25 protein-coding genes and 2 pseudogenes are annotated in these 22,051 nt (G+C 59.7%); 18 read left to right on the forward strand and 9 right to left on the reverse strand.

Going from position 1 to position 22,051, the window contains the following annotated elements; all coding sequences use genetic code 11:
* Position 1: 1 nt before the first annotated feature.
* From NF676_RS18780 to ppnP, 5 genes and pseudogenes are all read left to right on the forward strand, one after another.
* A pseudogene (locus tag NF676_RS18780) lies at positions 2-1,517 on the forward strand (acetyl-CoA carboxylase biotin carboxylase subunit); the annotation flags it as partial.
* A pseudogene (locus tag NF676_RS27820) lies at positions 1,502-1,654 on the forward strand (hypothetical protein); the annotation flags it as partial. The pseudogenes NF676_RS18780 and NF676_RS27820, both read left to right, overlap by 16 nt.
* A 117-nt stretch (positions 1,655-1,771) precedes the next feature.
* Positions 1,772-1,963, forward strand: coding sequence for a biotin/lipoyl-containing protein (locus NF676_RS27825; RefSeq protein WP_434711246.1), 192 nt, complete (start codon positions 1,772-1,774; stop codon positions 1,961-1,963).
* Between the two features lie 70 nt (positions 1,964-2,033).
* Positions 2,034-2,576 carry a 3'-5' exonuclease gene (locus tag NF676_RS18785; protein WP_252886591.1) on the forward strand — a complete coding sequence of 181 codons (543 nt, stop codon included), beginning with the start codon at positions 2,034-2,036 and terminating at the stop codon, positions 2,574-2,576.
* 71 nt (positions 2,577-2,647) lie between these two features.
* Positions 2,648-2,932 carry a pyrimidine/purine nucleoside phosphorylase gene (gene ppnP / locus NF676_RS18790; RefSeq protein ID WP_039759849.1) on the forward strand — a complete coding sequence of 95 codons (285 nt, stop codon included), beginning with the start codon at positions 2,648-2,650 and terminating at the stop codon, positions 2,930-2,932.
* Positions 2,933-3,004: 72 nt separating this feature from the next.
* Here the strand turns inward: ppnP and NF676_RS18795 are convergent, their stop codons facing one another.
* Together NF676_RS18795 and NF676_RS18800 are read right to left on the reverse strand one after the other, a co-directional pair.
* A complete protein-coding gene (locus tag NF676_RS18795) occupies positions 3,005-3,811 on the reverse strand; it encodes an MOSC domain-containing protein (protein WP_252886592.1) in 807 nt (268 codons plus the stop codon).
* Between the two features lie 190 nt (positions 3,812-4,001).
* Positions 4,002-4,937, reverse strand: coding sequence for a chemotaxis protein CheV (locus NF676_RS18800; RefSeq protein WP_016770829.1), 936 nt, complete (start codon positions 4,935-4,937; stop codon positions 4,002-4,004).
* A 454-nt stretch (positions 4,938-5,391) separates the two neighbouring features.
* Between NF676_RS18800 and NF676_RS18805 the strand changes: the two genes are divergently transcribed.
* From NF676_RS18805 to NF676_RS18815, 3 genes are all read left to right on the forward strand, one after another.
* On the forward strand, positions 5,392-5,862 hold the full coding sequence (locus NF676_RS18805; protein WP_056788632.1) for a hypothetical protein: 471 nt from the start codon (positions 5,392-5,394) through the stop codon (positions 5,860-5,862).
* Positions 5,863-6,325: 463 nt separating this feature from the next.
* Positions 6,326-7,219, forward strand: a complete 894-nt coding sequence (locus tag NF676_RS18810; RefSeq protein ID WP_024013690.1) for a sensor histidine kinase — start codon at positions 6,326-6,328, stop codon at positions 7,217-7,219.
* Positions 7,216-7,875, forward strand: a complete 660-nt coding sequence (locus NF676_RS18815; RefSeq protein WP_056788523.1) for a response regulator — start codon at positions 7,216-7,218, stop codon at positions 7,873-7,875. Before NF676_RS18810 ends, NF676_RS18815 begins: the two co-directional genes overlap by 4 nt.
* Here NF676_RS18815 and yegS read toward each other — a convergent pair.
* Positions 7,859-8,776: a lipid kinase YegS gene (yegS, locus tag NF676_RS18820; protein WP_252886593.1), complete on the reverse strand. Its 918-nt coding sequence runs from the start codon at positions 8,774-8,776 to the stop codon at positions 7,859-7,861. The two genes, NF676_RS18815 and yegS, sit on opposite strands and share 17 nt — an antisense overlap.
* A 315-nt stretch (positions 8,777-9,091) precedes the next feature.
* On the opposite strand from yegS, the gene NF676_RS18825 reads away from it, so the two are divergent.
* The gene (locus tag NF676_RS18825; protein WP_172834003.1) at positions 9,092-9,400 is read left to right on the forward strand and encodes a hypothetical protein; all 309 of its coding nucleotides are present in this window, start codon (positions 9,092-9,094) and stop codon (positions 9,398-9,400) included.
* 59 nt (positions 9,401-9,459) lie between these two features.
* Here NF676_RS18825 and NF676_RS18830 read toward each other — a convergent pair whose 3' ends face one another.
* The gene (locus NF676_RS18830) at positions 9,460-10,686 is read right to left on the reverse strand and encodes a molybdopterin molybdotransferase MoeA (protein WP_252886594.1); all 1,227 of its coding nucleotides are present in this window, start codon (positions 10,684-10,686) and stop codon (positions 9,460-9,462) included.
* Complete coding sequence (gene moaB, locus NF676_RS18835; RefSeq protein WP_016770598.1) at positions 10,670-11,209, reverse strand: molybdenum cofactor biosynthesis protein B; 540 nt, start codon at positions 11,207-11,209, stop codon at positions 10,670-10,672. The genes NF676_RS18830 and moaB overlap by 17 nt, the downstream gene beginning before the upstream one ends.
* Positions 11,210-11,290: 81 nt before the next feature.
* On the opposite strand from moaB, the gene mobA reads away from it, so the two are divergent.
* Complete coding sequence (gene mobA, locus NF676_RS18840) at positions 11,291-11,893, forward strand: molybdenum cofactor guanylyltransferase MobA (RefSeq protein WP_252886595.1); 603 nt, start codon at positions 11,291-11,293, stop codon at positions 11,891-11,893.
* 78 nt (positions 11,894-11,971) lie between these two features.
* Complete coding sequence (locus NF676_RS18845) at positions 11,972-12,193, forward strand: YgdI/YgdR family lipoprotein (protein WP_016770600.1); 222 nt, start codon at positions 11,972-11,974, stop codon at positions 12,191-12,193.
* Between the two features lie 82 nt (positions 12,194-12,275).
* Here the strand turns inward: NF676_RS18845 and NF676_RS18850 are convergent, their stop codons facing one another.
* From NF676_RS18850 to NF676_RS18860, 3 genes are all read right to left on the reverse strand, one after another.
* Positions 12,276-13,166, reverse strand: coding sequence for a pseudouridine synthase (locus NF676_RS18850; RefSeq protein WP_252886596.1), 891 nt, complete (start codon positions 13,164-13,166; stop codon positions 12,276-12,278).
* 70 nt (positions 13,167-13,236) lie between these two features.
* Positions 13,237-13,554, reverse strand: coding sequence for a hypothetical protein (locus tag NF676_RS18855; RefSeq protein ID WP_016770837.1), 318 nt, complete (start codon positions 13,552-13,554; stop codon positions 13,237-13,239).
* A 113-nt stretch (positions 13,555-13,667) separates the two neighbouring features.
* Positions 13,668-13,904, reverse strand: coding sequence for a glutaredoxin family protein (locus tag NF676_RS18860; protein ID WP_016770838.1), 237 nt, complete (start codon positions 13,902-13,904; stop codon positions 13,668-13,670).
* Between the two features lie 198 nt (positions 13,905-14,102).
* Between NF676_RS18860 and NF676_RS18865 the strand changes: the two genes are divergently transcribed.
* The gene (locus tag NF676_RS18865; protein ID WP_252886597.1) at positions 14,103-15,815 is read left to right on the forward strand and encodes a cation:proton antiporter; all 1,713 of its coding nucleotides are present in this window, start codon (positions 14,103-14,105) and stop codon (positions 15,813-15,815) included.
* Here the strand turns inward: NF676_RS18865 and NF676_RS18870 are convergent.
* Entirely contained in the window at positions 15,812-17,020 is a 1,209-nt protein-coding gene (locus tag NF676_RS18870; RefSeq protein WP_252886598.1) for an ammonium transporter, read from the reverse strand. The two genes, NF676_RS18865 and NF676_RS18870, sit on opposite strands and share 4 nt — an antisense overlap.
* 301 nt (positions 17,021-17,321) lie before the next feature.
* Here NF676_RS18870 and NF676_RS18875 point away from each other — a divergent pair, with 301 nt between their 5' ends.
* The 6 genes from NF676_RS18875 (at position 17,322) to NF676_RS18900 (ending at position 22,049) form a co-directional block, all read left to right on the forward strand.
* Positions 17,322-17,636 (forward strand): ElaB/YgaM/YqjD family protein, encoded by a 315-nt coding sequence (locus NF676_RS18875; protein ID WP_016770842.1) that lies wholly within the window; start codon positions 17,322-17,324, stop codon positions 17,634-17,636.
* A 2-nt stretch (positions 17,637-17,638) separates the two neighbouring features.
* Positions 17,639-18,025, forward strand: coding sequence for a phage holin family protein (locus NF676_RS18880; protein ID WP_008079909.1), 387 nt, complete (start codon positions 17,639-17,641; stop codon positions 18,023-18,025).
* Positions 18,022-18,360, forward strand: a complete 339-nt coding sequence (locus NF676_RS18885) for a hypothetical protein (protein ID WP_016770844.1) — start codon at positions 18,022-18,024, stop codon at positions 18,358-18,360. Before NF676_RS18880 ends, NF676_RS18885 begins: the two co-directional genes overlap by 4 nt.
* 120 nt (positions 18,361-18,480) lie before the next feature.
* Positions 18,481-19,644 carry an EAL domain-containing protein gene (locus tag NF676_RS18890; RefSeq protein WP_252886599.1) on the forward strand — a complete coding sequence of 388 codons (1,164 nt, stop codon included), beginning with the start codon at positions 18,481-18,483 and terminating at the stop codon, positions 19,642-19,644.
* 69 nt (positions 19,645-19,713) lie between these two features.
* Positions 19,714-21,042: a deoxyguanosinetriphosphate triphosphohydrolase gene (locus tag NF676_RS18895; protein WP_016770846.1), complete on the forward strand. Its 1,329-nt coding sequence runs from the start codon at positions 19,714-19,716 to the stop codon at positions 21,040-21,042.
* 380 nt (positions 21,043-21,422) lie between these two features.
* Entirely contained in the window at positions 21,423-22,049 is a 627-nt protein-coding gene (locus tag NF676_RS18900) for a response regulator transcription factor (RefSeq protein ID WP_016770847.1), read from the forward strand.
* Positions 22,050-22,051: the final 2 nt, after the last annotated feature.

The following is a 22,051-nucleotide window of genomic DNA, read 5'->3' on the forward strand; positions in this document are numbered from 1 at the left end:
CATGCCTACCCTCCACAAAATCCTGATCGCCAACCGCGGTGAAATCGCCTGCCGCATCCAGCGCACGGCCCAGGCGCTGGGCTATCGCACCGTCGCCGTGTTCAGCGACGCCGACGCCGATGCGCTACACGTGCAAATGGCCGATCAGGCCGTGCACATCGGCCCGGCGCCGGTGCAGCAGTCGTACCTCAACATTGCGGCGATCCTCGACGCCGCCCGCCGCAGCGGCGCCGATGCGATTCACCCGGGCTACGGCTTCCTCTCGGAAAACGCCGATTTCGCCCGCGCCTGCGCCGAAGCCGGGCTGATTTTCATCGGCCCCAGCGTCAAAGCCATCGAACTGATGGGCAGCAAACGCCTGTCGAAAATTGCCATGCTTGAGGCCGGGGTTCCATGCATCGCCGGCTACCAGGGAGCAGCGCAGGACGACGCGACGCTGCTGGCCGAAGCCGAGCGCATCGGTTATCCGCTGATGATCAAGGCCAGCGCCGGCGGCGGTGGACGTGGCATGCGCCTGGTGCACGAGGCCAGCGAACTGGCGGCGCAACTGCGTACCGCGCGGTCAGAAGCACTGAACGGTTTCGGCAGTGACGAGTTGATTCTCGAGCAGGCCTTGATCGACCCGCGCCACGTCGAAGTGCAACTGTTCGGCGACCAGCACGGGCATCTGGTCTATCTCGGCGAACGCGATTGCTCGATCCAGCGCCGCCATCAGAAAGTCATCGAAGAAGCGCCGTGCCCGGTGATGACCGCCGAGCTGCGCCAGGCCATGGGCGAAGCAGCACTCAAGGCCGGGCGCGCGGTGGATTACGTCGGCGCCGGCACCGTGGAGTTCCTGCTCGACGCGCGCGGGCAATTCTACTTTCTGGAAATGAACACCCGTCTGCAGGTCGAACATCCAGTGACGGAATTGATCACCGGCCTCGATCTGGTCGCGTGGCAGTTGCTGGTTGCCGAGGGTCAGCCGCTGCCGCTGACGCAGGAGCAGATCCGTCTCGACGGTCACGCCATGGAAGTGCGCCTCTTCGCTGAAGATCCCGCTGCGGATTTTCTCCCGCAAACCGGCCGAATTGCCGCATGGCAACCGGCGTCGGGCCACGGTGCACGGATCGATCATGGTCTGCTTGAAGGTCAGTCGGTGAGCCCGTTCTACGATCCGATGCTGGGCAAACTGATCGCCCACGGTGCAACCCGCGAAGAGGCGCGGCGCAAGCTGTTGCGTGCGGTGCAGGACACGGTGCTGCTCGGCGTGCAAAGCAATCAACGTTTGCTCGAGGGCCTGTTGCAACATCCGCAGTTCATCAGCGGCGATTTCAGCACCGCCTTCATCCAGCACCATTTTTTCAGCCATGCCAGCCTCAACACTTATGTGCCGACGACGGAGCAACTGGCGATTGCTGTGGTGTTGTTCTATCAGGCCAGCGCCCTGCCCCATCGCGCCCCGCTGAACGGCTGGCGCAACAACGCCAGCGTGCCGCTGCACTATCGACTCGGCAGTGACGAGCAGGACTGGACGCTGTCGGTGCTGGCGCGCAAATCCGGCGAGTTGGTCGTGCAGGCTGGCGAAAGCACTGTGGCGGTGAAAATCATTGAGCACGCCGCGCAATCGATCACCCTCGAAGTCGACGGTCTGCGCCAATGTCACGCCTATCGTCTGCACGATCGGCAGCTGTGGCTGTTCACCCATCCGGGCAGCCTGCGCCTGGAGGATCGAACTCATGCGCCGATCGACAGTCAGACCAGCGTCGCCTCCGGCACCCTCAAAGCGCCGATGGACGGTGCCATTGTCGACGTGCTGGTCAGCGAAGGCAGTACGGTCAGCAAGGGTCAATTGCTGGTGGTGCTGGAGGCAATGAAAATGGAGCATCCGTTGAAGGCCGGCATCGATGGCGTGCTCAAACGGGTGCAAGTGAAGGTTGGCGATCAGGTAAAAAATCGTCAGGTTCTGTTGCAGGTCGAGTAGTCGCCCGGGCACAAGCGCGGGGTTTGACTACGCTCTGATAAATCAGAACGCGGAAATCAGGAACCCTGCGATGCCCCATTGGCTGGTCATAGATCTGGAAGCCACCACAGACGAGGGTGGCTGGCCGGTCACGGAAATGGAAATTATCGAGATCGGTGCGACCCTGGTCGACCGCGCCGGGCGCGAGCAGGATCACTTCCAGCGCTTCGTCAAACCGACCCGCCGGCCATTGCTGACGTCGTTCTGTCGGGAGCTGACGCATATCACCCAGGCAAACATCGATTCGGCGCAGCCGCTGAACGAGGTCTGGCCAGCCTTTGAGCGCTGGCTGGCACAGCATCAGGCTCGCCTTGAAGGCTGGGCCAGTTGGGGCGGTTACGATCGCCAGCAATTGCTGCAGGAGTGGCAGCGCCTGCACATCGACAGCGGCCTGAGCAAAGTCCCGCACATGAACCTCAAACAGCGCTTCGCCAAGGCCCGCCGCCTGGAACGACCGCTGGGGCTCAACGCCGCGTTGCAACTGGCGGGCATGCAGTTCAACGGCCAACAACATCGCGCGCTGGAAGATGCCCGCAATACTGCACGGTTATTGCCGCTGGTCCTGCCGCTTTAGACGCGTGACGGCGCGAAAAGCCTTGTGCATACTGGCCGCCCCCTTTTAAGCCCTTTTCGAGGAATCCGCCCATGTTTAAAGTCAACGAGTACTTCGACGGCACCGTCAAGTCGATCGCCTTTGGCACCGCTGAAGGTCCGGCGACCATTGGCGTCATGGCCCCGGGCGAATACGAATTCGGCACCAGCCAGCGCGAGATCATGCATGTGGTTTCCGGCGCGCTGAGCGTAAAACTGCCAGACAGCAGCGACTGGGAAACCTTCGCCGCCGGCAGCCAGTTCAACGTCCCGGCCAACAGCAAGTTCCAACTGAAAGTCGCCGTTGATACCGCTTACCTGTGCGAATACCGCGGCTGATCCCGCCGGTTTCACTGCGCAAAAAAATGCCCGCGTCCAAAAGACCCGGGCATTTTTCGTTTCAGCGACAACCTATTCGAGGATTTCCACCGGCATGCCGACTTCCAGGCGGCCGTTGCCGTCGTTGACCAGATTCTGCCCGAACATCGCGCCATCGGCGGTTGAGCGATGTTTCTGTAACGTCGCGAACGGCTCGCGATCGGCGCTACGCTCACCGGTTTGCGGGTCGACAGTGGTCATGATGCAACGCGCGCACGGCTTGACCACGCGGAATTCGATATCGCCGATGCGAATACGTTTCCAGTTGTCCTCGGCGTAAGGCGCGCTGCCTTCGATGACCAGATTCGGGCGAAAGCGCAGCATCTCCAGCTCTCGCCCTACCGTTTCCGAGAGTGCCAGCCGCGAGGCTTCGCCAATGAGCAGCAATGGATAACCGTCGGCGAACGCCACTTGATCGTCATCCTTGCCGAAACCCGACTGCGTGGTGCGCGCCCGCTCGAGTGGCATTTGCACCAGACGTGTCGGCTTGCCGAGGAAGTCGCTGACAAACCGCGCGGCTAGATCACCGGCGTCCGGCACACGCAGGGTGTCACGCCAGATCGTCACACCGCGCTGCTCGGCGTCGGCCGCGGGCAGCGCGACTTCGATAGAACCCTGCTCGGGAGCGCTCAGGGTCAGACCGCCGCTGACATTCCACAACGCCGACAACTGACTCATCTTCGCTTCGGCACGCTGGGTCAGAAAGCGCCCGCTGGCCTCGTCCACCAGCATCCAGCGTCGGTCGCCCGCCAGCCCGAGCTTGTCCAGCTCAATGCTTTGCAGCATTTCGCCCTTGCCGGATTTCAACGGGTAACGATAAAGCGCGCTCAGACGCAGCATGGCCAGCTCCCTGATGGAAAAACGCCACCCTATACGAGCTTCGATACCGAATCAAAGCCGTCATTAATGTAAATACACTTCTGTGGGAGCGAGCCTGCTCGCGAAGAGGCCGGCACATTCACCATCAATGTGTCCGACCCTGCGCTTTCGCGAGCAGGCTCGCTCCCACAGGAAGCAAGATGTGCGTGTTTCAGGCCGGCACGGCGTCGAGCATCAGACGCTGGCGCACCACATCAACCAATTTGTCCGGCTGGAATTTGGAGAGGAAGTTGTCGCAACCGACCTTCTTCACCATCGAGTCGTTGAAACTGCCGGACAGCGAGGTGTGCAACACGACGTACAAGCCACGCAGGCGAGGGTCGTTGCGGATCTCCGTGGTCAGGCGATAGCCGTCCATTTCCGGCATTTCCGCATCGGTGAAGATCATCAGCAGTTTATCGGTCATGTGCACGCCGGTATCGGCCCAGGCCTTGAGCATGTTCAAGGCTTTCAAACCGTCGCTGGCGATGTGCATTTTCACCCCGAGCTGGCCGAGGGTGTCGCGCAATTGCGAAAGCGCTACGTTGGAATCATCCACCAGCAACACTTCGCGGCCACGGGCGCGCTCGAGTACCGGATCGTCGAGTTTCTCCCGCGAGACCTTGGCGTTGTACGGGACGATTTCAGCGAGGACTTTCTCGACGTCGATGATCTCCACCAGTTGATCGTCGACCTTGCTGATCGCGGTCAGATAATGCTGGCGGCCGGCACTGGTCGGCGGCGGCAGAATGGCTTCCCAGTTCATGTTGACGATGCGGTCGACACCGCCGACGAGGAAGGCCTGCACCGAACGGTTGTATTCGGTGACGATGATCGTGCTGTTCGGGCCCGGCACCAGTGGGCGCATACCGATTGCCTGCGACAGGTCGATCACCGGCAATGTCTGCCCACGCAGATTGACCACGCCGCAGACGAAGGGATGACGCTGCGGCATCAGGGTCAGCTTGGGCAGTTGCAGCACTTCCTGAACCTTGAACACGTTGATCGCGAACAGCTGGCGTCCGGCCAGGCGAAACATGAGGATTTCCAGGCGATTCTCACCCACCAGTTGCGTGCGTTGGTCTACCGTGTCGAGAATGCCGGCCATCAATGACTCCTGGGCTTGTTCTGATGAATTCACTATGGGGGTTTATCGGCTGCATTCAGCTAATCTTGATTGCTGTAAAGCGCGCCGCTAAAAATGCCATAAATGGCCATTGATGTCACACTGACATCATGCTTTACTGGCAATCGTGATTTCATCTGCTAGATTCATTGCGGCGCGACCTCGGTTTGCACGTTAGGTTCCCGCGCCTAAGGGATTCCCCTAGGATCAATCAGGCCCAACCTGATATTCGCCATTTCCAATAGCCATTACTGTGACGCCATTCTCATTGCATGAACGGAGTCAGGCTATTGTGTGCGATCGCAATTCAGTGGCAACCCACCCTCTGGAACCCTTCGGTCCGTGCACCTGCACCGCCGGGCGCGATCTGCCGACGATTCACGATCGTCGCCACACACGGCCATCCGTCAACCAACACGACGTGGTGGAGATGAACATGCCAATCGACCGTAAAGACTGGGCGCAACGCTTCCCCGAATTTCTGGTCGAGGCCGAAACGCTTCTCGCCAAGTCCGAAGAATGCCTGAGCCATCTGCAACTGATCAGCAATGACAAGGATGCCATCGACTGCATGCTCGGCACTCTGCTGAAGCTGGCCGGCCGGGCCGAAGCACTGGCGCTGGAAGCGATCTCCGAGTTTTCCCTGCACATCTACAGCCTGCTCAATTTGCAGCAGGATCACGTAGATCTGCACGAGCAGGCCCTCGATGCGTTACGTGACTGCCTGACCTTGATGGCGTGGCAGCTCGAGCTGGTCGATCCCAGGACCGGGCAGCTGACCCTGGATAAAAGCGAACAGACTGATCTGCTCGAGGCCTTCGCGGCACAAATGGGCCAAACCTCGTTCGAGCCCAAGATGGTGAGCAAACGTTTGCTCTCTTCATCCTTTACCGCGCGCCAGGCTTGAGCCGGTAAGTCGCGATATTGTCGTAAATGAATACTTCGTGCCTGAAAGCGACAATCCGGGGCAAATAATCAGCCCGACCAACGGCTAATTTTCAGGTGCTGCCATCAGGGTTTTCCCTGTGCCCACCGAGCGACACTTCCAGGCAAATCGAAGTGGCCCAAATACAACAACTCCAGCTTTTTCCAATATGGAACTTGCGTCCACGATCCGATATTTCCTGACTGAATAGACATATATAGCAACCGCGACCAACGGTATGTTAAGTGGTATTATGCCGCCGGTTAGTTGCCTGCCGGTTAATGGCATACTGACTTCAGTGTTACCTTTTCGATGTTATTGCCGGTCAATGATCGCTTAATGAATGCGGTTTGAATCAATAACATAAATGACAGTATTTCCACACAGAGATCCGCCAGTCACCGGTCGGTCTGCCCGCAGCGAACATCCATTGGCTCCATCCGTTATGTACGCCAGTCTCAAGTCACTCATTACATGGCCACCTTCTCGGGAAAACGCCCGGCGCTTCACACTTGTCCTGTGTGTTCTGGCGACCTTGGGCAGTCTGCTGGCGTATGTTGTTTCCGCACGCCTTCCTTTGGGATTGCTGGCGCTCGACATCGCCGCCACCGCGTGCGTCTGGGTGCAATATCGCTTGTCACGCAAATCGATCAAGTTTCAACCACAAGAGCTGGCTGATCGACTGTTGCAAGTTCAGGAAAACGAGCGCCATCGCCTCAGCCGGGAATTGCACGACGATATCGGCCAGTTGCTCACCGCCGCCAAACTGCAAAGTGACTGGCTCAAACGTCGCCTGCCGGAGGATCTGCAGGAACAATGCAAGGTGCTCTGCGACACGCTGGATGAAACCCTGACCAAGGTGCGTGACGTCTCGGCGATTCTCAATCCACGTCAATTGACCAGCCTGGGCCTCGAAGCCAGCCTGCGTGCGCACTTGCTCAAGACACTGGCCAACACGCCGGTTAACTGGAGTCTCGATTGCCAGCAACGGCTCAACGGCATCCCCGAAGAAATGGCCGTCGCGGCGTTTCGCATTGCCCAGGAAGCCGTGACCAACATCCTGCGCCACGCACAGGCAAAAAACCTGTTGATTCGGGTACAGCGATTGCCGCAAGGTCTGACGCTGTTGATCAGTGATGACGGCCTGGGTTTTGCCCCGGCGGCCGACCCGGCCAGAGAAGGTCAACGCGGCATGGCCGGAATGGCCGAGCGTATCGAACAGTTGGGCGGCACATTGAGCGTTATCAGCGAGCCGGGCAAAGGCACTCGAATCGAAGCACTATTCCCGTGGGCGCCTCGGGCACTCGAACGGGCCAGTACGAATAAGGTTATGCGTTGACTTGTAACTTACTTCTGGTGGATGACCACTCGCTGATCAGAGCCGGCGTGCGTGCTCTGGTTCTGGATATTCCCGGTTACGCGGTAGTCGGCGAAGCCAGTGATGGTTCGCAATTGCTCGAAATGGTCGAGCAACTGAGCCCCGACATCGTATTGCTGGACATCTCGATGCGGGAAACCGGTGGCCTGGAAGCGCTGCAACGCCTCAAGCGTGTGCGGCCGCAGAGCAAAGTGCTGATTCTGTCGATGCACACCGACCCGGCGCTGATCATGCAAGCGCTGGAGTCCGGTGCCCATGGCTACCTGCTCAAGGACACCACGGCCACCGAGCTCGAGCACGCGCTGGAAGCCCTGCGCAACAACGAACGCTATCTCAGCCCGGCCATCGCTCACACCGTGATCAATCAGGCACTGACCCGCAACCAGAAAAGCCAGCCGGACATCGCCGATTCGCACAATCTGACCGCGCGCCAGCTGGAAATCCTTCGCCTGATCGTGCGCGGCAAATCGACCCGGGAAATCGCCAACGGCCTGGGCTTGAGCGTCAAGACCGTGGAAACCCACCGCGCACAGATCATGAAGCGCCTGCAGATCTATGACGTGGCGGGCCTGGTGCTGTTCGCCGTGCGCGAGCAGATCATCAGCCTTGATGACTGATTGACGGTTGTTGGCCCAATAACGGCGAGTCTTTCGGCAAGTGCACCTGCAACGCTGCGGGTTTCGTAACAAAACGCAGACTGTCGCCTTCCAGCGGCTCGCCGTCGAGATTGATGCTCAGCCCTTCGGCGACCTTGATCTCGACCCACGGCAATCGCGCCCGCACGAACATGTTGTCGAGGCCGAAGCCCTCGCTCAGCAGATTCTTCAGCGTGCCGACCAGTTCTTGCGGTGCCGGCAGGATACTGATGTCCAGCAAACCATCATCGACCTGTGCCTCGGGGCACAGCACATGGCCGCCACCCGCCTGCCGACCGTTACCGATACCCAGCGCCAGCAGCTCACCCTGCCAATGGAAATCCGGGCCTTGCAACTCGCCGTAAGCGGCATGCAGTTCGCTGAACCGGGTCAGGCCGGTAAACAGATACGCGGCGCCGCCCAAGACCTTCTTCAGATCTTCCGAAGTATTGGCGGTCACCTGGCTGCCGAATCCGCCGGTAGCCATGTTGAGGAAAATCTGCCCGCCCACTTCGCCCAGATCGATATCCGAGGGCTGAACATCCAGTAGCTCAAGGGCTTCGGCAGGCTCCAGGGAAATACCGGCGGCGCGGGAGAAATCGTTGGCGGTTCCCAGCGGCAGCAACACAAGACTGGCTTTTTGCGGATGCTGAGCCAGCGCCTCGGCAATATCGCGCAACGTGCCATCACCGCCACCGGCGATGATTTTGCTGTAGCCGGCCGCCAACGCTTCCTCGACCAGACGCTGGGCGTCGCCGGCCTCCCAGGTCACTCGCACAGCCAGTTCCCAGCCTTGCTCACGCTTGGCTTCGACGGCAGCGCGGACATCCTCGTTGAGTGCCTGTTTGCCATGCAAGATCAGCAGTGCCCGGCGTTCACTCATAACGTCACTCCAAGAATTGAAATCGATTGAAACATCTTGACCACTGTGCGCCTTAAAAAAGCCACCGCGCTGGCAATTAATTCTTCGTCCAACTGCTGGCGTCCTACACAGCGGTATTTTTTCTTACGAAACAAGAGGAATCGGCTTAATTGACCCCGTCCGACCATTGGGTCACCGTGTGCCAGCAGCATCAACCTTCAACCCAATAACACAAGGATGTGCCGGTAATGAACGGATACCCCCCGATTTATTTCCATGAATCGAGCAATGGCGAAACCAGCAAGCGTGCAGTTGATACGATCGGCGAGAACTTCCATGCACAACCATGAAACCAAGGCACCGGTGAGCCCGGTCGCCGCTCTCGCCGAAAGTCGTGCCAGCAAGAAACCAGACTTCTGTAACAGCGCCAAGACCCCTGGAGAGTTTGATATGGAACCCCGAGTCAGCGAGCTGGAGACTCACTTCAAATACATGCGCCGCGATATGGACGAAGTGCTCAATGATGTCCGGACGATCAAACACCGTCTGGCGTATTCGGCGGGTGCCACCGCTGTCATCCTCGGTCTGCTGGGCTGGGTGGCCAACAGCCGATTCGACCAGTTGGTGACATTGATCAGCAACTGACCGAATCATTCGTTGCACGCGCCGTGCGTATCAGCCGACGCGTGCATGGGCGAGATGCTCTACCCCAGAAGGTCACTGAGGGGAATGAAGCTCACTGCATCACCCTCGCTCAGCGTGCGGCCTTCTCGGACTTCCACCAATCCGTCGGCCCACGCCGCGCTACGCAGCACACCCGAACTCTGGTTGCGGTAAATGATCGCCCGCCCCTGCTCCAAGCGCCCGCGCAGATATTCACGACGGTTGCCGGCCACCGGCCAGACAAAGCCTGCTGGCACTGCAAACTTGAGCGGCTCGACATCTTGCACACCCAGGCGTCGCAACAGATAAGGCCGCGTCAGCAAGGCGAACGTCACCAGCGTAGAGGCGGGATTGCCGGGCAGGCCAATCACCGGCACGTTGCGGAAATGGCCGAACGTCAACGGTTTTCCAGGCTTGATGGCCAGCTTCCACAAGGCCAGTTCGCCTTCCTCTCGCAAGGCAAGGCCGAGGAAATCCGCTTCGCCGACCGAGACACCGCCAGTAGATAGAATCAGATCGACATTGTGCAGCTCGCCCAGCCGCGTCCGCGTCGTGGGTAGATCGTCCGGAAGAATTCCGCCATCGATCACTTCGCAGCCCAGACGCTGCAACCAGCTGCACAGAAGTACGCGATTGCTGTTGTAGATCTGGCCCGGACCCAATGCCTGACCGGGTTCAACCAGCTCGTCCCCAGTGGACAGAACCGCCACCCGCGGCTTGCGCACGACATTAACCCCGGCACAGCCAAGCGAAGCAGCCAGGCCTTGCTCAATTGGTCCGAGCCGGGTTCCGGCTTGCAGCACCAATTCGCCGACCGTGGTTTCCTGCCCTTGCGGACGAATGTTCTGCCCGGCTTTCATAGGTTCAAGAAAGCGCACTCGGCCGTCGGCCTGAACTTCGGCGTTTTCCTGCATCTCGACACAGTCAGCGCCCGCCGGCAGCGGTGCCCCGGTAAAGATGCGTGCGCAGCTGCCTGGTTCCAACGGCTGCGGAGTTTGCCCGGCAAAAACTTTTTGGCTGACTGGCAGCGGCTCGCCCTGCCAATCCGCCAGGTTCAAGGCGTAGCCGTCCATGGCGCTGTTCGGCCACGGCGGCAGATCCAGTGTCGAGATCAGATCTTCAGCCAGCACCCGCCCTTCGACTTGAGCCAGCGGCAAGTGCTCGCGCTCGACAATGCGCGACGCATCGGCCATGGCCAGCAAACGCTCGAGCGCCGTTTCGACAGGCAGCAAACTGCCGGTCTTGCCCGGCTTACCCACGGGATTCACAAGGCGCCGCCTGCTTCAGATGGGTGACGAAGTTGCACGGACGATGACGGGCGTCCAGTTGCTCAGCGAGGATGCCATCCCAGCCAGTGCGCACCGCATTGGTCGAACCCGGCAGGCAGCACACCAGCGTGCCGTTGGCCAAGCCTGCCAAGGCCCGGGACTGCACGGTCGAAGTGCCGATATCAGCTACGGAGATCTGGCGGAACAATTCGCCGAATCCGTCGACCTGCTTGTCGAGCAGGCACGCCACCGCTTCCGGTGTGCTGTCACGCCCGGTGAAGCCAGTGCCGCCGGTGATCAGCACAACCTGGACCACATCGTCGGCAATCCAGTTGGCGACTTGCGCGCGAATTTTGTAGAGATCATCTTTAAGCAAAACACGCTCGGCCAGCGCGTGACCGGCCGCGATCAAGCGATCGACGAAGACCTGCCCGGAGGTATCGGTTTCCAGGGTCCGGGTGTCACTGACAGTCAGCACCGCAATATTGAGCGGCACGAAAGGTACATCAGCCTTGGCTTTCATAGGCTCTTCCAGTTGTAGGGGAAACAGCCCGGTGTTATATCACAGCGGCTCATTTTTCCGCCGCCCCTCTGGAGAGTCGTCATGCCCTCGAACAACCCGTTGCCACCCTGCTCCGTCCTGCTTCTGGCCGGTGGACGCGGTCAACGCATGGGCGGTCAGGACAAGGGCCTCATCGAGTGGCTGGGCGAGCCGTTGATCGCGCATCTGCAGCGCAAGGTGCGGCCGTTGACCGACGACCTGATCATCTCTTGCAACCGCAATCGCGAGCGTTATGCCGGGTTTGCCGATGAGTTGGTAATGGATGATGAAGGCGATTTCCCCGGGCCGCTGGCCGGTATTCGTGCAGGGCTGAAAGCGGCGCGCCATACGCATCTGCTGGTATTGCCGTGTGATGTGCCGCGAATCGACACGGCGTTGCTCGAAGCCATGCTGACCACAGCCGATCTGCAACGTGAAAAACCTTTAATGCTGCGCCACGGCGAGCACTGGGAACCGCTGCTGTGCGTGATTCCGGTGGCGCTGTTGCCGGCATTCGAAGCAGCCTGGAATGCAGGTGAACGCAGCCCGGGGCGGGTGATGCGCAGTCTCGGCGCCGTCGCATTGCAATGCCCTGACAACGATCCGCGACTGGCCAACCTCAACACCCCCGAATTGTTACATCTGCACAACACTGTGTCAGACTGACACTATCCAAGGAACTCTCACGCCTTGTTTACGTCTCAAGCTCAGTAACCAGAAGATTTCCCATTCGGAGACACACTCATGACTCAACGGACCCTCGCCACTTTCATGCTCGCACTGGGCCTGGCAACCCTCGCCGGTTGCTCCTCGCCGACAGTGATCACCTTGAATGACGGTCGCGAAATCCAGGCCGTCGACACCCCGAAATACGATGATGATTCGGGCTTCTACGAGTTCCAGCAGCTGGACGGCAAAGAGACCCGCATCAACAAGGATCAGGTTCGTACCGTTAAAGAGCTGTAAGGCTCCGCGTCGTTACCGGATACAGAAAAGCCCGCATTGTCATGCGGGCTTTTTCTTGGGCACTCGGAAAGCAGTTTCAGCATTACCACTGCAAGGTGATTTGACTCTCGAACTCCCGCAACTCACCGGTCACCGGATCGATGAAGCGCAGGCCTTGCGCTAGCAGCTTCAACGGATTGGCGTAGTCGTCCTCGACATCTTTCAACACCGTCGGATAAAACGGGTCGTTGCAAATACTCGCTCCCAGCGACGTCATGTGCACCCGCAACTGATGCTTCTTGCCCGTCACGGGATACAGGCCATAGCGCCACAGATCACCATTTTTCTCACGCACCTCCACCGCCGTTTCGGTGTTGCTGGCGCCAGGCCCTTCTTGCATGCGGAAGAACGGCTCGCCATCGACCAGGCGGCTCTTGTGCACCAAGGGGAAATTCAGCTCGGGCAACGCCGGGGCGATCGCTTCGTAGCGCTTGTCGATCTGCCGGGTCGGGAACAATGACTGATAGGCCGAGCGGGTTTGCGGGTTGGCCGAGAAGATCACCAGCCCTGCGGTGTGCCGGTCAATGCGGTGCAGCGGCACCAGATGCGGATTGTCCAGCCGACGGATCAGCCGGCGCAGCAGGGTTTGTTCGACATATTCTCCGGCCGGGGTGACTGGCAGAAAGTGGGGTTTGTCGGCCACCACCAAGTGTTCATCGGCGTAGAGAATCGACTCGAGCACCGGGATCGGCTTCTCGTCCGGCACTTCGCGAAAGTAGTGAATGCGCAAACCTTCCTTGTACGGCAAGTCCAGCGCAATCGGCTGGCCCTGCGCATCCAGCACCCGCCCCCGAGCAATCCGGTCGAGCCATTGTTCGCGGCCGATAGCGCTGAAGTGCTCGCACAGGCAATCGAGTACCGTCAGCCAGGGACCGGGCGGCAAATACAAGGTGCTGGCCTGATTGTGCGCAGCGGAAAATACGGGGCTGGTCATACGAAACAGAGATCCTCAATGCAGGCCGGCATTATCCAACAGTGAGGCAAAGCCACCTAGCGCAGTTTCATCAGGCCGGAATCGACTTGAGTGCCGCCGCTTCGGTGAACTCCTTCAGCCAGCGCAAGACATCGACCGCCTCCCAGCGACCCGGATCGTACAAGGCATACAGCAGGCCCTGATAACCGACCACATCCAGCTGCTTGTGATAACCGGCGCGCTGAAACAGGGCTTCGATCTCGGCAAAGCAGGTGTTGAAATGCAGCTTGTTGAACGGCGTCTTGCCTTCCGTGACCAGCCCGTCCAGGCGCAATTCGAGGACGGCCTCGCGCACCACGTCGACCGACATCCGGTTAACGCTGCTCTTCAACTGTTCGACATTGACCACGGTTCATCCCTCTGACTCGATTGCTGTATGGACATACAGTAACCGAAGAAGTCAGCGAGCGCCAACGCAAGGATGTATCGCTGCGACCAGCGGAAGAACGGTAGTAAACCCCATCATCGTAAAAACGCCGCGATTTCATCGCCACTGAACGGCCAATCCAGCTCCGCGCCAGTGTCAACGCGCCGCAGTACCGGGATGCGCAAGCTGTATTTTTCGAACCACGATTCGTCTTCGGCAATGTCCACCAGTTCAACCAGCAGACCATGCTCGACGAAGGGCATCAGCTCGGCTTCGGCGACTTCACACAGATGACACCCGAGGGTGCCGAACAGCTGACATTCAGGAGGCATGACGGCATTACCGGAAAACAAGTGAGCCCATTCTAGGACGCCACTAAACCCTCGTCGACCCGGCGCCGCTCAAAGGACCCAGCGCTCCCGGCGCAAAATCCTGACGCAAATCATTCAGCGCAAATTGCAAATGCGTCATCCTCGCGGACTTTTTGCCTCTACGCTTCAGAGGCCAACGCCCTGACAGCGGAGTGTCCCGTGTTTGCAAATCTGTTGATCATCCTCGCCTCATCCCTTGTGGTGATTGCCCTGTTCCGGCGCCTGCGACTGCCGCCGGTACTGGGTTACCTGTGCGTGGGATTACTGGTCGGGCCGAACGCATTCGACTGGGTCAACGAGAGCGAACATCTGCCGGATGTCGCCGAGCTGGGCGTGGTGTTTCTGCTGTTCTCCCTGGGCCTGGAGTTCTCCCTGTCGAAGATGATTGCGCTGCGTCAGGTGGTGTTTCGCCTCGGCAGTCAGCAAGTGCTGATCAGCGCAGCGCTGCTCGGCACCCTGTTGATGGGCCTGGGTATGCCGCTGATGCCGGCGCTGTTGCTCGGTGCCGGTTTATCGCTGTCATCCACGGCGATCGTGACCAAGGAGCTGGGCAGTCTTGGTGAAGTGTTCAGCAGCCACGGCCAGAACGCGGTCGGCGTGTTGCTGTTTCAGGACGTTGTCGCGGTATTGCTGCTGACACTGGTTCCGGTCTTCGCCGGCACCAGCGAGCAGGCCTGGTATTGGGCCTTGCCGCTGACACTGGGCAAGACCTTGGTGCTGTTCTTCGGCCTGCTGCTCGCCAGCCGCTGGTTATTGCCACGGCTGTTTCATGAAGTGGCGGCCTCGCGTTCGGCGGAGCTGTTCGTCCTGCTGGCGCTGGTGATCGTGCTGCTGACCGCCTGGCTCACGCACTTGTTGGGGCTGTCGCCTGCACTCGGCGCTTTCCTTGCCGGCATGTTGCTAGGGGAAAGCCATTACCGGCACCAGATCGAAGCTGACATCCGGCCCTTTCGCGACATCCTGCTCGGCGTGTTCTTCGTCAGCATCGGCATGCTCATCGACCTGCAACTGTTCGTCAGTCACAGCCTGTTGATCATCGGCCTGACGCTCGGCCTGATGCTGATCAAGGGCATCGTGGTCGCGCTGCTGGTGAAGTGGCGCGGCAGCGACAGCGAAACCGCATGGCGCAGCGGCCTGGCCCTGGCTCAGGGTGGCGAATTCTGTTTTGCCTTGATGGCGCAGATGCAGCAGAACAACCTGTTGCCGGCCGAGCCGGGTGCACTGCTGCTCGCGGCGACGTTCTGTTCGATGCTGCTCACGCCACTGCTGTTGCGTGCGGCGCCGCGCATCGCCGCCGTGCTGCACCGCAAGCCCAATCAGGAAGCGCAGATCGAACAGATCAGCGCGCTCAACGCGGACCTCGACCAGCACGTGGTGATCTGCGGCTACGGTCGCGTCGGCCAGTCCATCGGTCGCTTCATGGGCAACGCCGGGCAAGCCTATGTTGCGCTGGACAACGATCCGGTGCGGGTGCAGGAAGCCGCATCCGCGGAAAGCGACGTGCATTACGGCGACTCGGCGCGTGGCGATCTGCTTACAGCCGTCGGCCTGTTGCGCGCCAGGCTGCTGGTGATTGCCGTGGATCAAAGTGACGTGGCGTTGCGCATTCTGCGCGAAGCCCGGCGACTCAACCGACAGGTGCCGATTCTGGTACGCACCCGTGACGACAGCCAATCGGCGGAACTCAGAGCTGCCGGCGCCACCGAGGTGGTGCCGGAGCTTCTGGAGTCGAGCCTGATGCTCGCTTCACACGCGCTGATCATGCTTGGCCTGCCCGCGCACAAAGTGCAGGAGAAGGTCGATCAAGTGCGTATCGATCGCTATCGCCTGCTCCACGGTTTCTATCCCGGAGCCAATGATGAGGAAATCTAGTCCTGACTCACCGCGCCGATCTTGTGCAGCGACAGGTCGGCGCCGTAATACTCTTGTTCCTGACTCAGGCGCAGCCCATGCAATGCCTTGATCGCGCCGTAGACGACGAAGCCGCCAACCAGCGCTACCGCGACGCCAAGCGCAGTGCCGATCAACTGGCTGATCAGGCTGACGCCGCCCAGGCCACCCAGCGCAGACTGACCGAAGATGCCGCAGGCAATCCCACCCCACACGCCACACAAACCATGCAACGGCCAGACACCCAAGACATCATCGATGCGCCATTTGACTTGCGCAGCGGTAAAGCACCAGACAAACAAGGCTCCGGCGATCGCGCCCGTTACCAGCGCACCGACCGGATGCATCAGGTCGGATCCGGCGCAAATCGCCACCAGCCCGGCCAGCGGGCCGTTGTGCAGAAAGCCAGGGTCGTTGCGCCCAACGATCAACGCCGCGACGGTACCGCCGACCATGGCCATCAGCGAGTTGACCGCGACCAGGCCACTGACGCCTTGCAGCGTCTGCGCGCTCATCACGTTGAAGCCGAACCAGCCGACAATCAGGATCCACGAGCCCAGTGCGAGAAACGGAATGCTCGACGGCGCGAACGCGACCAGGCGCCCATCGCGGTAGCGACCATTGCGCGGGCCGAGCAGCAGAACAGCGGCCAACGCCAGCCAACCGCCCACGGCATGCACCACCACCGAGCCGGCGAAATCATGGAATGCCGCGCCAAACTGCGCCGCCAGCCAGCCTTGCAAACCGAAATTACCGTTCCAGATCAGCCCTTCGAAGAACGGATAGATAAACGCCACGATCAGCGCCGTCGCGCACAACTGCGGGACAAACCGCGCGCGTTCGGCAATGCCGCCGGAAATGATCGCCGGGATCGCGGCAGCGAAAGTCAGCAGAAAGAAAAACTTCACCAGTCCATAGCCATGGTCAGCCGCGAGCACCGCCGCCGGTTGCATGAAGGTGACGCCATAGGAGATCCAATAGCCTATAAAGAAATAGGCCAGGGTCGACACGGCGAAGTCGCTGAGGATTTTCGCCAGCGCGTTGACCTGGTTCTTCTGCCGGACCGTGCCGACCTCCAGAAAGGCGAAACCGGCGTGCATCGCCAGTACCATCACCGCACCGATCAGAATGAACAACGTGTTGGAGCTGTGAACCAGTGTGTCCACAGCGCTTTGCAGATTTTCCATGAGGAGGCAGACCCAAGGCTAAAAGGCACCAAAGCGGTTCATGTGTGCATTTCATGCACCAAATTACGACTCATCAAATATCCAACGGCAGGGTTGATGAACTGATTTGGCGCATTTATCGATGTCCGATCACGAACTGCTAGTAAATTAATTAGAGTTTTTCTGCTGGGACGCCCGGCAACAGCGCACATATACCGAGCGACGCACCACGACACAGCAAAAGTTGTACCAGGCATTTGCACTGAACCTTCGCGCAAGGCTCATACTCGAACGCTTCAAAGCCACCTACGGAGATCCACCCATGGCCAGCATCAAGGCAAAGACTGCTCAAGAAATCCTGATGAACGACTTCCAGACTCTGGTCGCCGACACCGAACGCTTGCTCGAACACACCAAGACCCTCGCGGGTGATCAGGCCGATGAGCTGCGTGCCCAGATTCATGACAGCCTGCTGCGTGCCCGGGAAACCCTGAAGGTGACCGAAGACACCCTGCGTGAGCGCGGTCAGGCGGCCGTAACCGCTACTGAAGATTATGTGTCGGCCAACCCATGGCAGTCGGTGGGCATCGCTGCCGGCGTCGGCTTTCTGATCGGCCTGCTGGCAACTCGGCGCTGATCATGTCGATCGGTGAATCCGGCCCGACTGCGGGCACCGCCTCCTCTACGCGTCGCCTCGGCGCTGCGGTTCTGGGCCTGCTGCACAGTCATGTCGAACTGTTCGGCATCGAGCTGCAGGAGCAGAAATCACGCACTGTCAGCCTGCTGCTGTTCGCAGGCCTGGCGCTGGTTTTTGCCCTGCTGTTGCTGGTAGGTCTGTCGACGCTGGTGATGATCATCTTCTGGGACACCTACCGCCTGGCGGCGATCATCGGCCTGTGCGTGTTTTACACGCTGGCGTCGATCTTCTGCGGTCTGCGCCTCAAAGCGGCGATTTTCGATGAGTCCTCGCCTTTCCACGGCACGCTCGAAGAGCTGGCCAACGACCGGGAGCGTCTGCTGCCATGAGCCTGCCTGAACTTCCGCACAACAGCTCCCGCCGGGAAATGCGCAAGGCGCTGATCCGCCTGCGCATGGAAATGCACCGTCAGGAAATCCGCCACGAAACCGCGCAAGTGCTGCAACCGTTGCAGCGCATGCGTGGCATGAAGCAGAACGTGCAGGACGGTTTCGGCATCAAGCACGCGCCGTTGTGGGGCGTGGCGGCGGTGACGCTGCTGGGTTTCCTCACCGGCAAAGGCTCGAAACGCAGCAGTGGTGGCGGTTTGACGCGACTGCTGCGTCTAGGCACGACGCTTGGGCCGCTGATCAGACTGGTCATGCACAGCTCGGGCAAACGCTGAAGCGCCCATCTGGCTACATTCTTGCAATAGCGCCGGGATGAATCTCCTTATCGGGAGATTCCATCCCGCGTGCCTATCCGGCAAGCGCGGCCAAACCAAAAACAAGATTAAGGACTTGCCGTGATCGACGGGCAACCGCTCGCCTGTTTTCAGCCTTTCATCGATACCGCCACCGGCCGCATTGCAGGCGTCGAAGCATTGGGCCGCCTGCGTCAGAGCGATGGTCAACTGACCTCGGTAGGACCGTTGTTCGCCGATCCGCGCACGCCGGCCACTGCCTTGCGCCGTCTCGACCGGCAAATTCGTGATCACGCCCTCAGCCGCCTGCATGAAGCGCCGGCCGAGTGGTTTCTCAGCCTGAACATGTCGCCACGCTGGATCAGCCGGCTGCGCGCCGATCAAGCGCTGCCAAGTCTCAAACAACTGGCGCGACACGAGGTTGATCCGCAGCGCATCGTATTTGAAATCACCGAACTGGGTGGTAACAGCGAACGCCTGGCCCACGTGGTCGGGCGCTACCGTGACGCAGGGGCGAGAATCGCCATTGATGATTTCGGCGCAGGCTATTCGCAGCTGGATCGGGTGTTGGCCCTGCAACCGGACATTCTCAAGCTCGATATGCGCCTGTTTCAGGCTGCAGCCCTCGGCGGACCGAGCAGCGATGTGGTCAAGGCTCTCGCCCAGATGGCCGAGAAAACCGGCTGCTGGATCATCGCCGAAGGCGTCGAAACCGAAGCGCAGCTGAATTTCGCGCTGGAGTGCGGCTCGCGCTATGTGCAGGGATTTCTCTTCGCCCGGGCACAAGAAGAATTCTTCGCTTCCGATGCCTTCGTCACGCATTTCGCGCAATTGCGGCAACGCTACGTGAAGCAGAAACTCAGCGAGCGCGGGCGGCTGATGCAAATGCGTCAGCAGCTCAGCGAGCTGATGGCGATTCTGCAGCAATGGGCGCAGGCCCGCGCCCCGCTCAGTGCATTGCCGCAATTGCAGGCGTTTCCCTGGCTGCTGCGCTTTTATCAGTGCGACCGCCACGGCACGCAACTGACCCCCAACCTGGAATGGCGCCATAACGGCTGGTTCGCCGATGATCGCTATCTGGGGCACAACTGGTCGTGGCGACCGTACTTCTATCATCTGCTGGCCGAAGGCTGGGAAGAACGCCGCCTGACCCTGTCGAACACCTATCGCGATGCCACCAGCAACCAGTATTGCCTGACTGCGGGGCAGTTTTTCGATAACGGCGAACGGCTGTTGCTGATTGATATCGATGCGGCGGGTCTGTAGTTCCGCTTGCAGGCGCGCAGCCGAACCGGGAAGCTAGGGCGATCAGTCACCAGACGGAGAGTTTCAGCCTTGGATTGGCCTACCCTGCTCAACCGCGAACGCCTCGGCAAGCCGCTGCACAGCCCGCAAGAACTCGGCCGCAGCCCTTTTCACAAAGACCATGACCGCATCATTTTCTCCGGGGCCTTCCGCCGCCTCGGGCGCAAGACCCAAGTGCACCCGGTCACCAGCAACGATCACATTCATACCCGCCTGACCCACTCGCTGGAAGTCAGCTGCGTCGGCCGCTCGCTGGGCATGCGTGTCGGTGAAACCTTGCGCAGCGCGCTGCCAGACTGGTGCGACCCGGCCGACCTCGGCATGGTCGTGCAGTCGGCCTGCCTGGCCCATGACATCGGCAATCCGCCGTTTGGCCATTCCGGCGAAGACGCGATTCGCCACTGGTTTCAACAAGCCGCCGGACGTGGCTGGCTGGACGGCATGAGCGAGGCCGAGCGTGGTGATTTCCTCAATTTCGAAGGCAATGCTCAAGGCTTTCGCGTGCTGACGCAGCTGGAATATCACCAGTTCGACGGCGGCACACGCCTGACCTACGCGACGCTGGGCACCTACCTGAAGTATCCGTGGACCGCGCGCCACGCCGACTCCCTCGGCTACAAGAAACACAAATTCGGCTGCTACCAAAGCGAGCTGCCATTGCTCGAACAGATCGCGCACAAACTCGGTCTGCCGCAAATCGAAGACCAGCGCTGGGCACGCCATCCATTGGTGTACTTGATGGAGGCTGCCGATGACATCTGCTACGCGCTGATCGATCTCGAAGACGGTCTGGAAATGGAGCTGCTCGAATACGCCGAAGTCGAGTCACTGCTGCTCGGTCTGGTCGGCGACGATTTGCCGGAAACCTATCGCCAGCTCGGCCCGCAGGATTCCCGGCGGCGTAAACTGGCGATCCTGCGCGGCAAGGCCATCGAGCACCTGACCAACGCGGCGGCGCGGGCATTTGTCGAACAGCAGGATGCCCTGCTCGCCGGCACACTGCACGGCGATCTGGTCGAACACATGCACGGGCCGGCAAAGCGCTGCGTGTTGAACGCCAAGGACATCGCGCGCAAGAAGATCTTCCAGGACAAGCGCAAGACGCTGCATGAGATCGGCGCGTATACCACGCTGGAGATTCTGCTCAATTCGTTCTGCGGTGCCGCGCTGGAGCAGCACAACGGCCGCACGCCGTCGTTCAAGAGCCGGCGTATTCTCGATTTGCTCGGCAACAATGCGCCGGACCCTCAAGGTTCGCTGCACAGTTCGTTTCTGCGCATGATCGATTTCATCGCCGGCATGACCGACAGTTACGCCAGTGACATGGCACTGGAAATGACCGGCCGCTCAAGTCATTGATCGTCCCCCATCAGCCAGCCATTGGTCTGGCCGGCTGATGCCCGGTGAGTTATCGCCACGAACGTTATACGCGTTCTTTAAACTGGTAAGACTGGATCGCGCTGACCCAGGCAACCAAACAAAACGAACCGCACTTGTTAAACACAACTTTAAACACCAGTAAATAATTGGAGATCGATATTGGCTCTCGGATAATTTCCATCTTCGGCGAATTGAACGCTCGTGCTTCCTTACGCCAATCCTAATTTCAACGTAGTCCATTTCTTCATTACGCGTAGGATTAATCCGATAACGTAGTCGCGACACTACCAGTCCATGCGAGTGCTCATGCATCTGAGCTAAGGTGCGCGCTTTATTCATGCTTGCATGGGACTCTATTTATGAACTCCGTTTTTATTGTGGACGATCATCCGGTCATCCGCCTCGCCGTGCGAATGCTCCTGGAACATGAAGGCTACAAGGTCGTCGGTGAGACCGATAACGGTGTCGATGCCATGCAGATGGTCCGTGAATGCATGCCCGACCTGGTCATTCTCGATATCAGCATTCCCAAGCTGGACGGCCTCGAAGTGCTGGCCCGCTTCAACACCATGGGTTCCAATTTCAAGATTCTGATTCTGACGGCGCAGTGTCCTACGCTGTTCGGCATTCGCTGCATGCAATCCGGCGCATCGGGATATGTCTGCAAGCAGGAAGACTTGAGCGAATTGGTCAGCGCAATCAAAGCGGTACTTTCCGGTTATAACTACTTTCCCAGTCAAGCGCTTAATCCGGTGCGCGCCGACGACACTCGATACGCTGAACTTGAACTGTTCAAATCCGTCAATGACCGCGAACTGATGGTATTGCAGTTATTTGCTCAGGGACGTACCAACAAGGAAATAGCCAAGGGCATGTTTCTGAGCAACAAGACCGTCAGCACTTATAAAAAGCGTCTGATGCAAAAACTCAAAGCCAGATCCCTTGTAGAACTTATCGAGATGGCCAAACGCAACGCACTCGTGTGAGA

The sequence above is a fragment of the Pseudomonas siliginis genome (genome assembly GCF_024072275.1).
Taxonomy (GTDB): Bacteria; Pseudomonadota; Gammaproteobacteria; order Pseudomonadales; family Pseudomonadaceae; genus Aquipseudomonas; species Aquipseudomonas siliginis.

Coding starts and splice junctions, on each gene's coding strand:
- NF676_RS18875 (WP_016770842.1), top strand. CDS start 17,322: ATGGCCAGCATCAAGGCAAAGACTGCTCAAGAAATCCTGATGAACGAC.
- NF676_RS18845 (WP_016770600.1), top strand. CDS start 11,972: ATGACTCAACGGACCCTCGCCACTTTCATGCTCGCACTGGGCCTGGCA.
- NF676_RS27825 (WP_434711246.1), top strand. CDS start 1,772: ATGGACGGTGCCATTGTCGACGTGCTGGTCAGCGAAGGCAGTACGGTC.
- NF676_RS18810 (WP_024013690.1), top strand. CDS start 6,326: ATGTACGCCAGTCTCAAGTCACTCATTACATGGCCACCTTCTCGGGAA.
- NF676_RS18900 (WP_016770847.1), top strand. CDS start 21,423: ATGAACTCCGTTTTTATTGTGGACGATCATCCGGTCATCCGCCTCGCC.
- NF676_RS18870 (WP_252886598.1), bottom strand. CDS start 17,020: ATGGAAAATCTGCAAAGCGCTGTGGACACACTGGTTCACAGCTCCAAC.
- NF676_RS18880 (WP_008079909.1), top strand. CDS start 17,639: ATGTCGATCGGTGAATCCGGCCCGACTGCGGGCACCGCCTCCTCTACG.
- NF676_RS18850 (WP_252886596.1), bottom strand. CDS start 13,166: ATGACCAGCCCCGTATTTTCCGCTGCGCACAATCAGGCCAGCACCTTG.
- NF676_RS18785 (WP_252886591.1), top strand. CDS start 2,034: ATGCCCCATTGGCTGGTCATAGATCTGGAAGCCACCACAGACGAGGGT.
- NF676_RS18800 (WP_016770829.1), bottom strand. CDS start 4,937: ATGGCCGGCATTCTCGACACGGTAGACCAACGCACGCAACTGGTGGGT.
- yegS (WP_252886593.1), bottom strand. CDS start 8,776: ATGAGTGAACGCCGGGCACTGCTGATCTTGCATGGCAAACAGGCACTC.
- NF676_RS18860 (WP_016770838.1), bottom strand. CDS start 13,904: ATGCCTCCTGAATGTCAGCTGTTCGGCACCCTCGGGTGTCATCTGTGT.
- NF676_RS18825 (WP_172834003.1), top strand. CDS start 9,092: ATGCACAACCATGAAACCAAGGCACCGGTGAGCCCGGTCGCCGCTCTC.
- mobA (WP_252886595.1), top strand. CDS start 11,291: ATGCCCTCGAACAACCCGTTGCCACCCTGCTCCGTCCTGCTTCTGGCC.
- ppnP (WP_039759849.1), top strand. CDS start 2,648: ATGTTTAAAGTCAACGAGTACTTCGACGGCACCGTCAAGTCGATCGCC.
- moaB (WP_016770598.1), bottom strand. CDS start 11,209: ATGAAAGCCAAGGCTGATGTACCTTTCGTGCCGCTCAATATTGCGGTG.
- NF676_RS18805 (WP_056788632.1), top strand. CDS start 5,392: ATGCCAATCGACCGTAAAGACTGGGCGCAACGCTTCCCCGAATTTCTG.
- NF676_RS18795 (WP_252886592.1), bottom strand. CDS start 3,811: ATGCTGCGTCTGAGCGCGCTTTATCGTTACCCGTTGAAATCCGGCAAG.
- NF676_RS18885 (WP_016770844.1), top strand. CDS start 18,022: ATGAGCCTGCCTGAACTTCCGCACAACAGCTCCCGCCGGGAAATGCGC.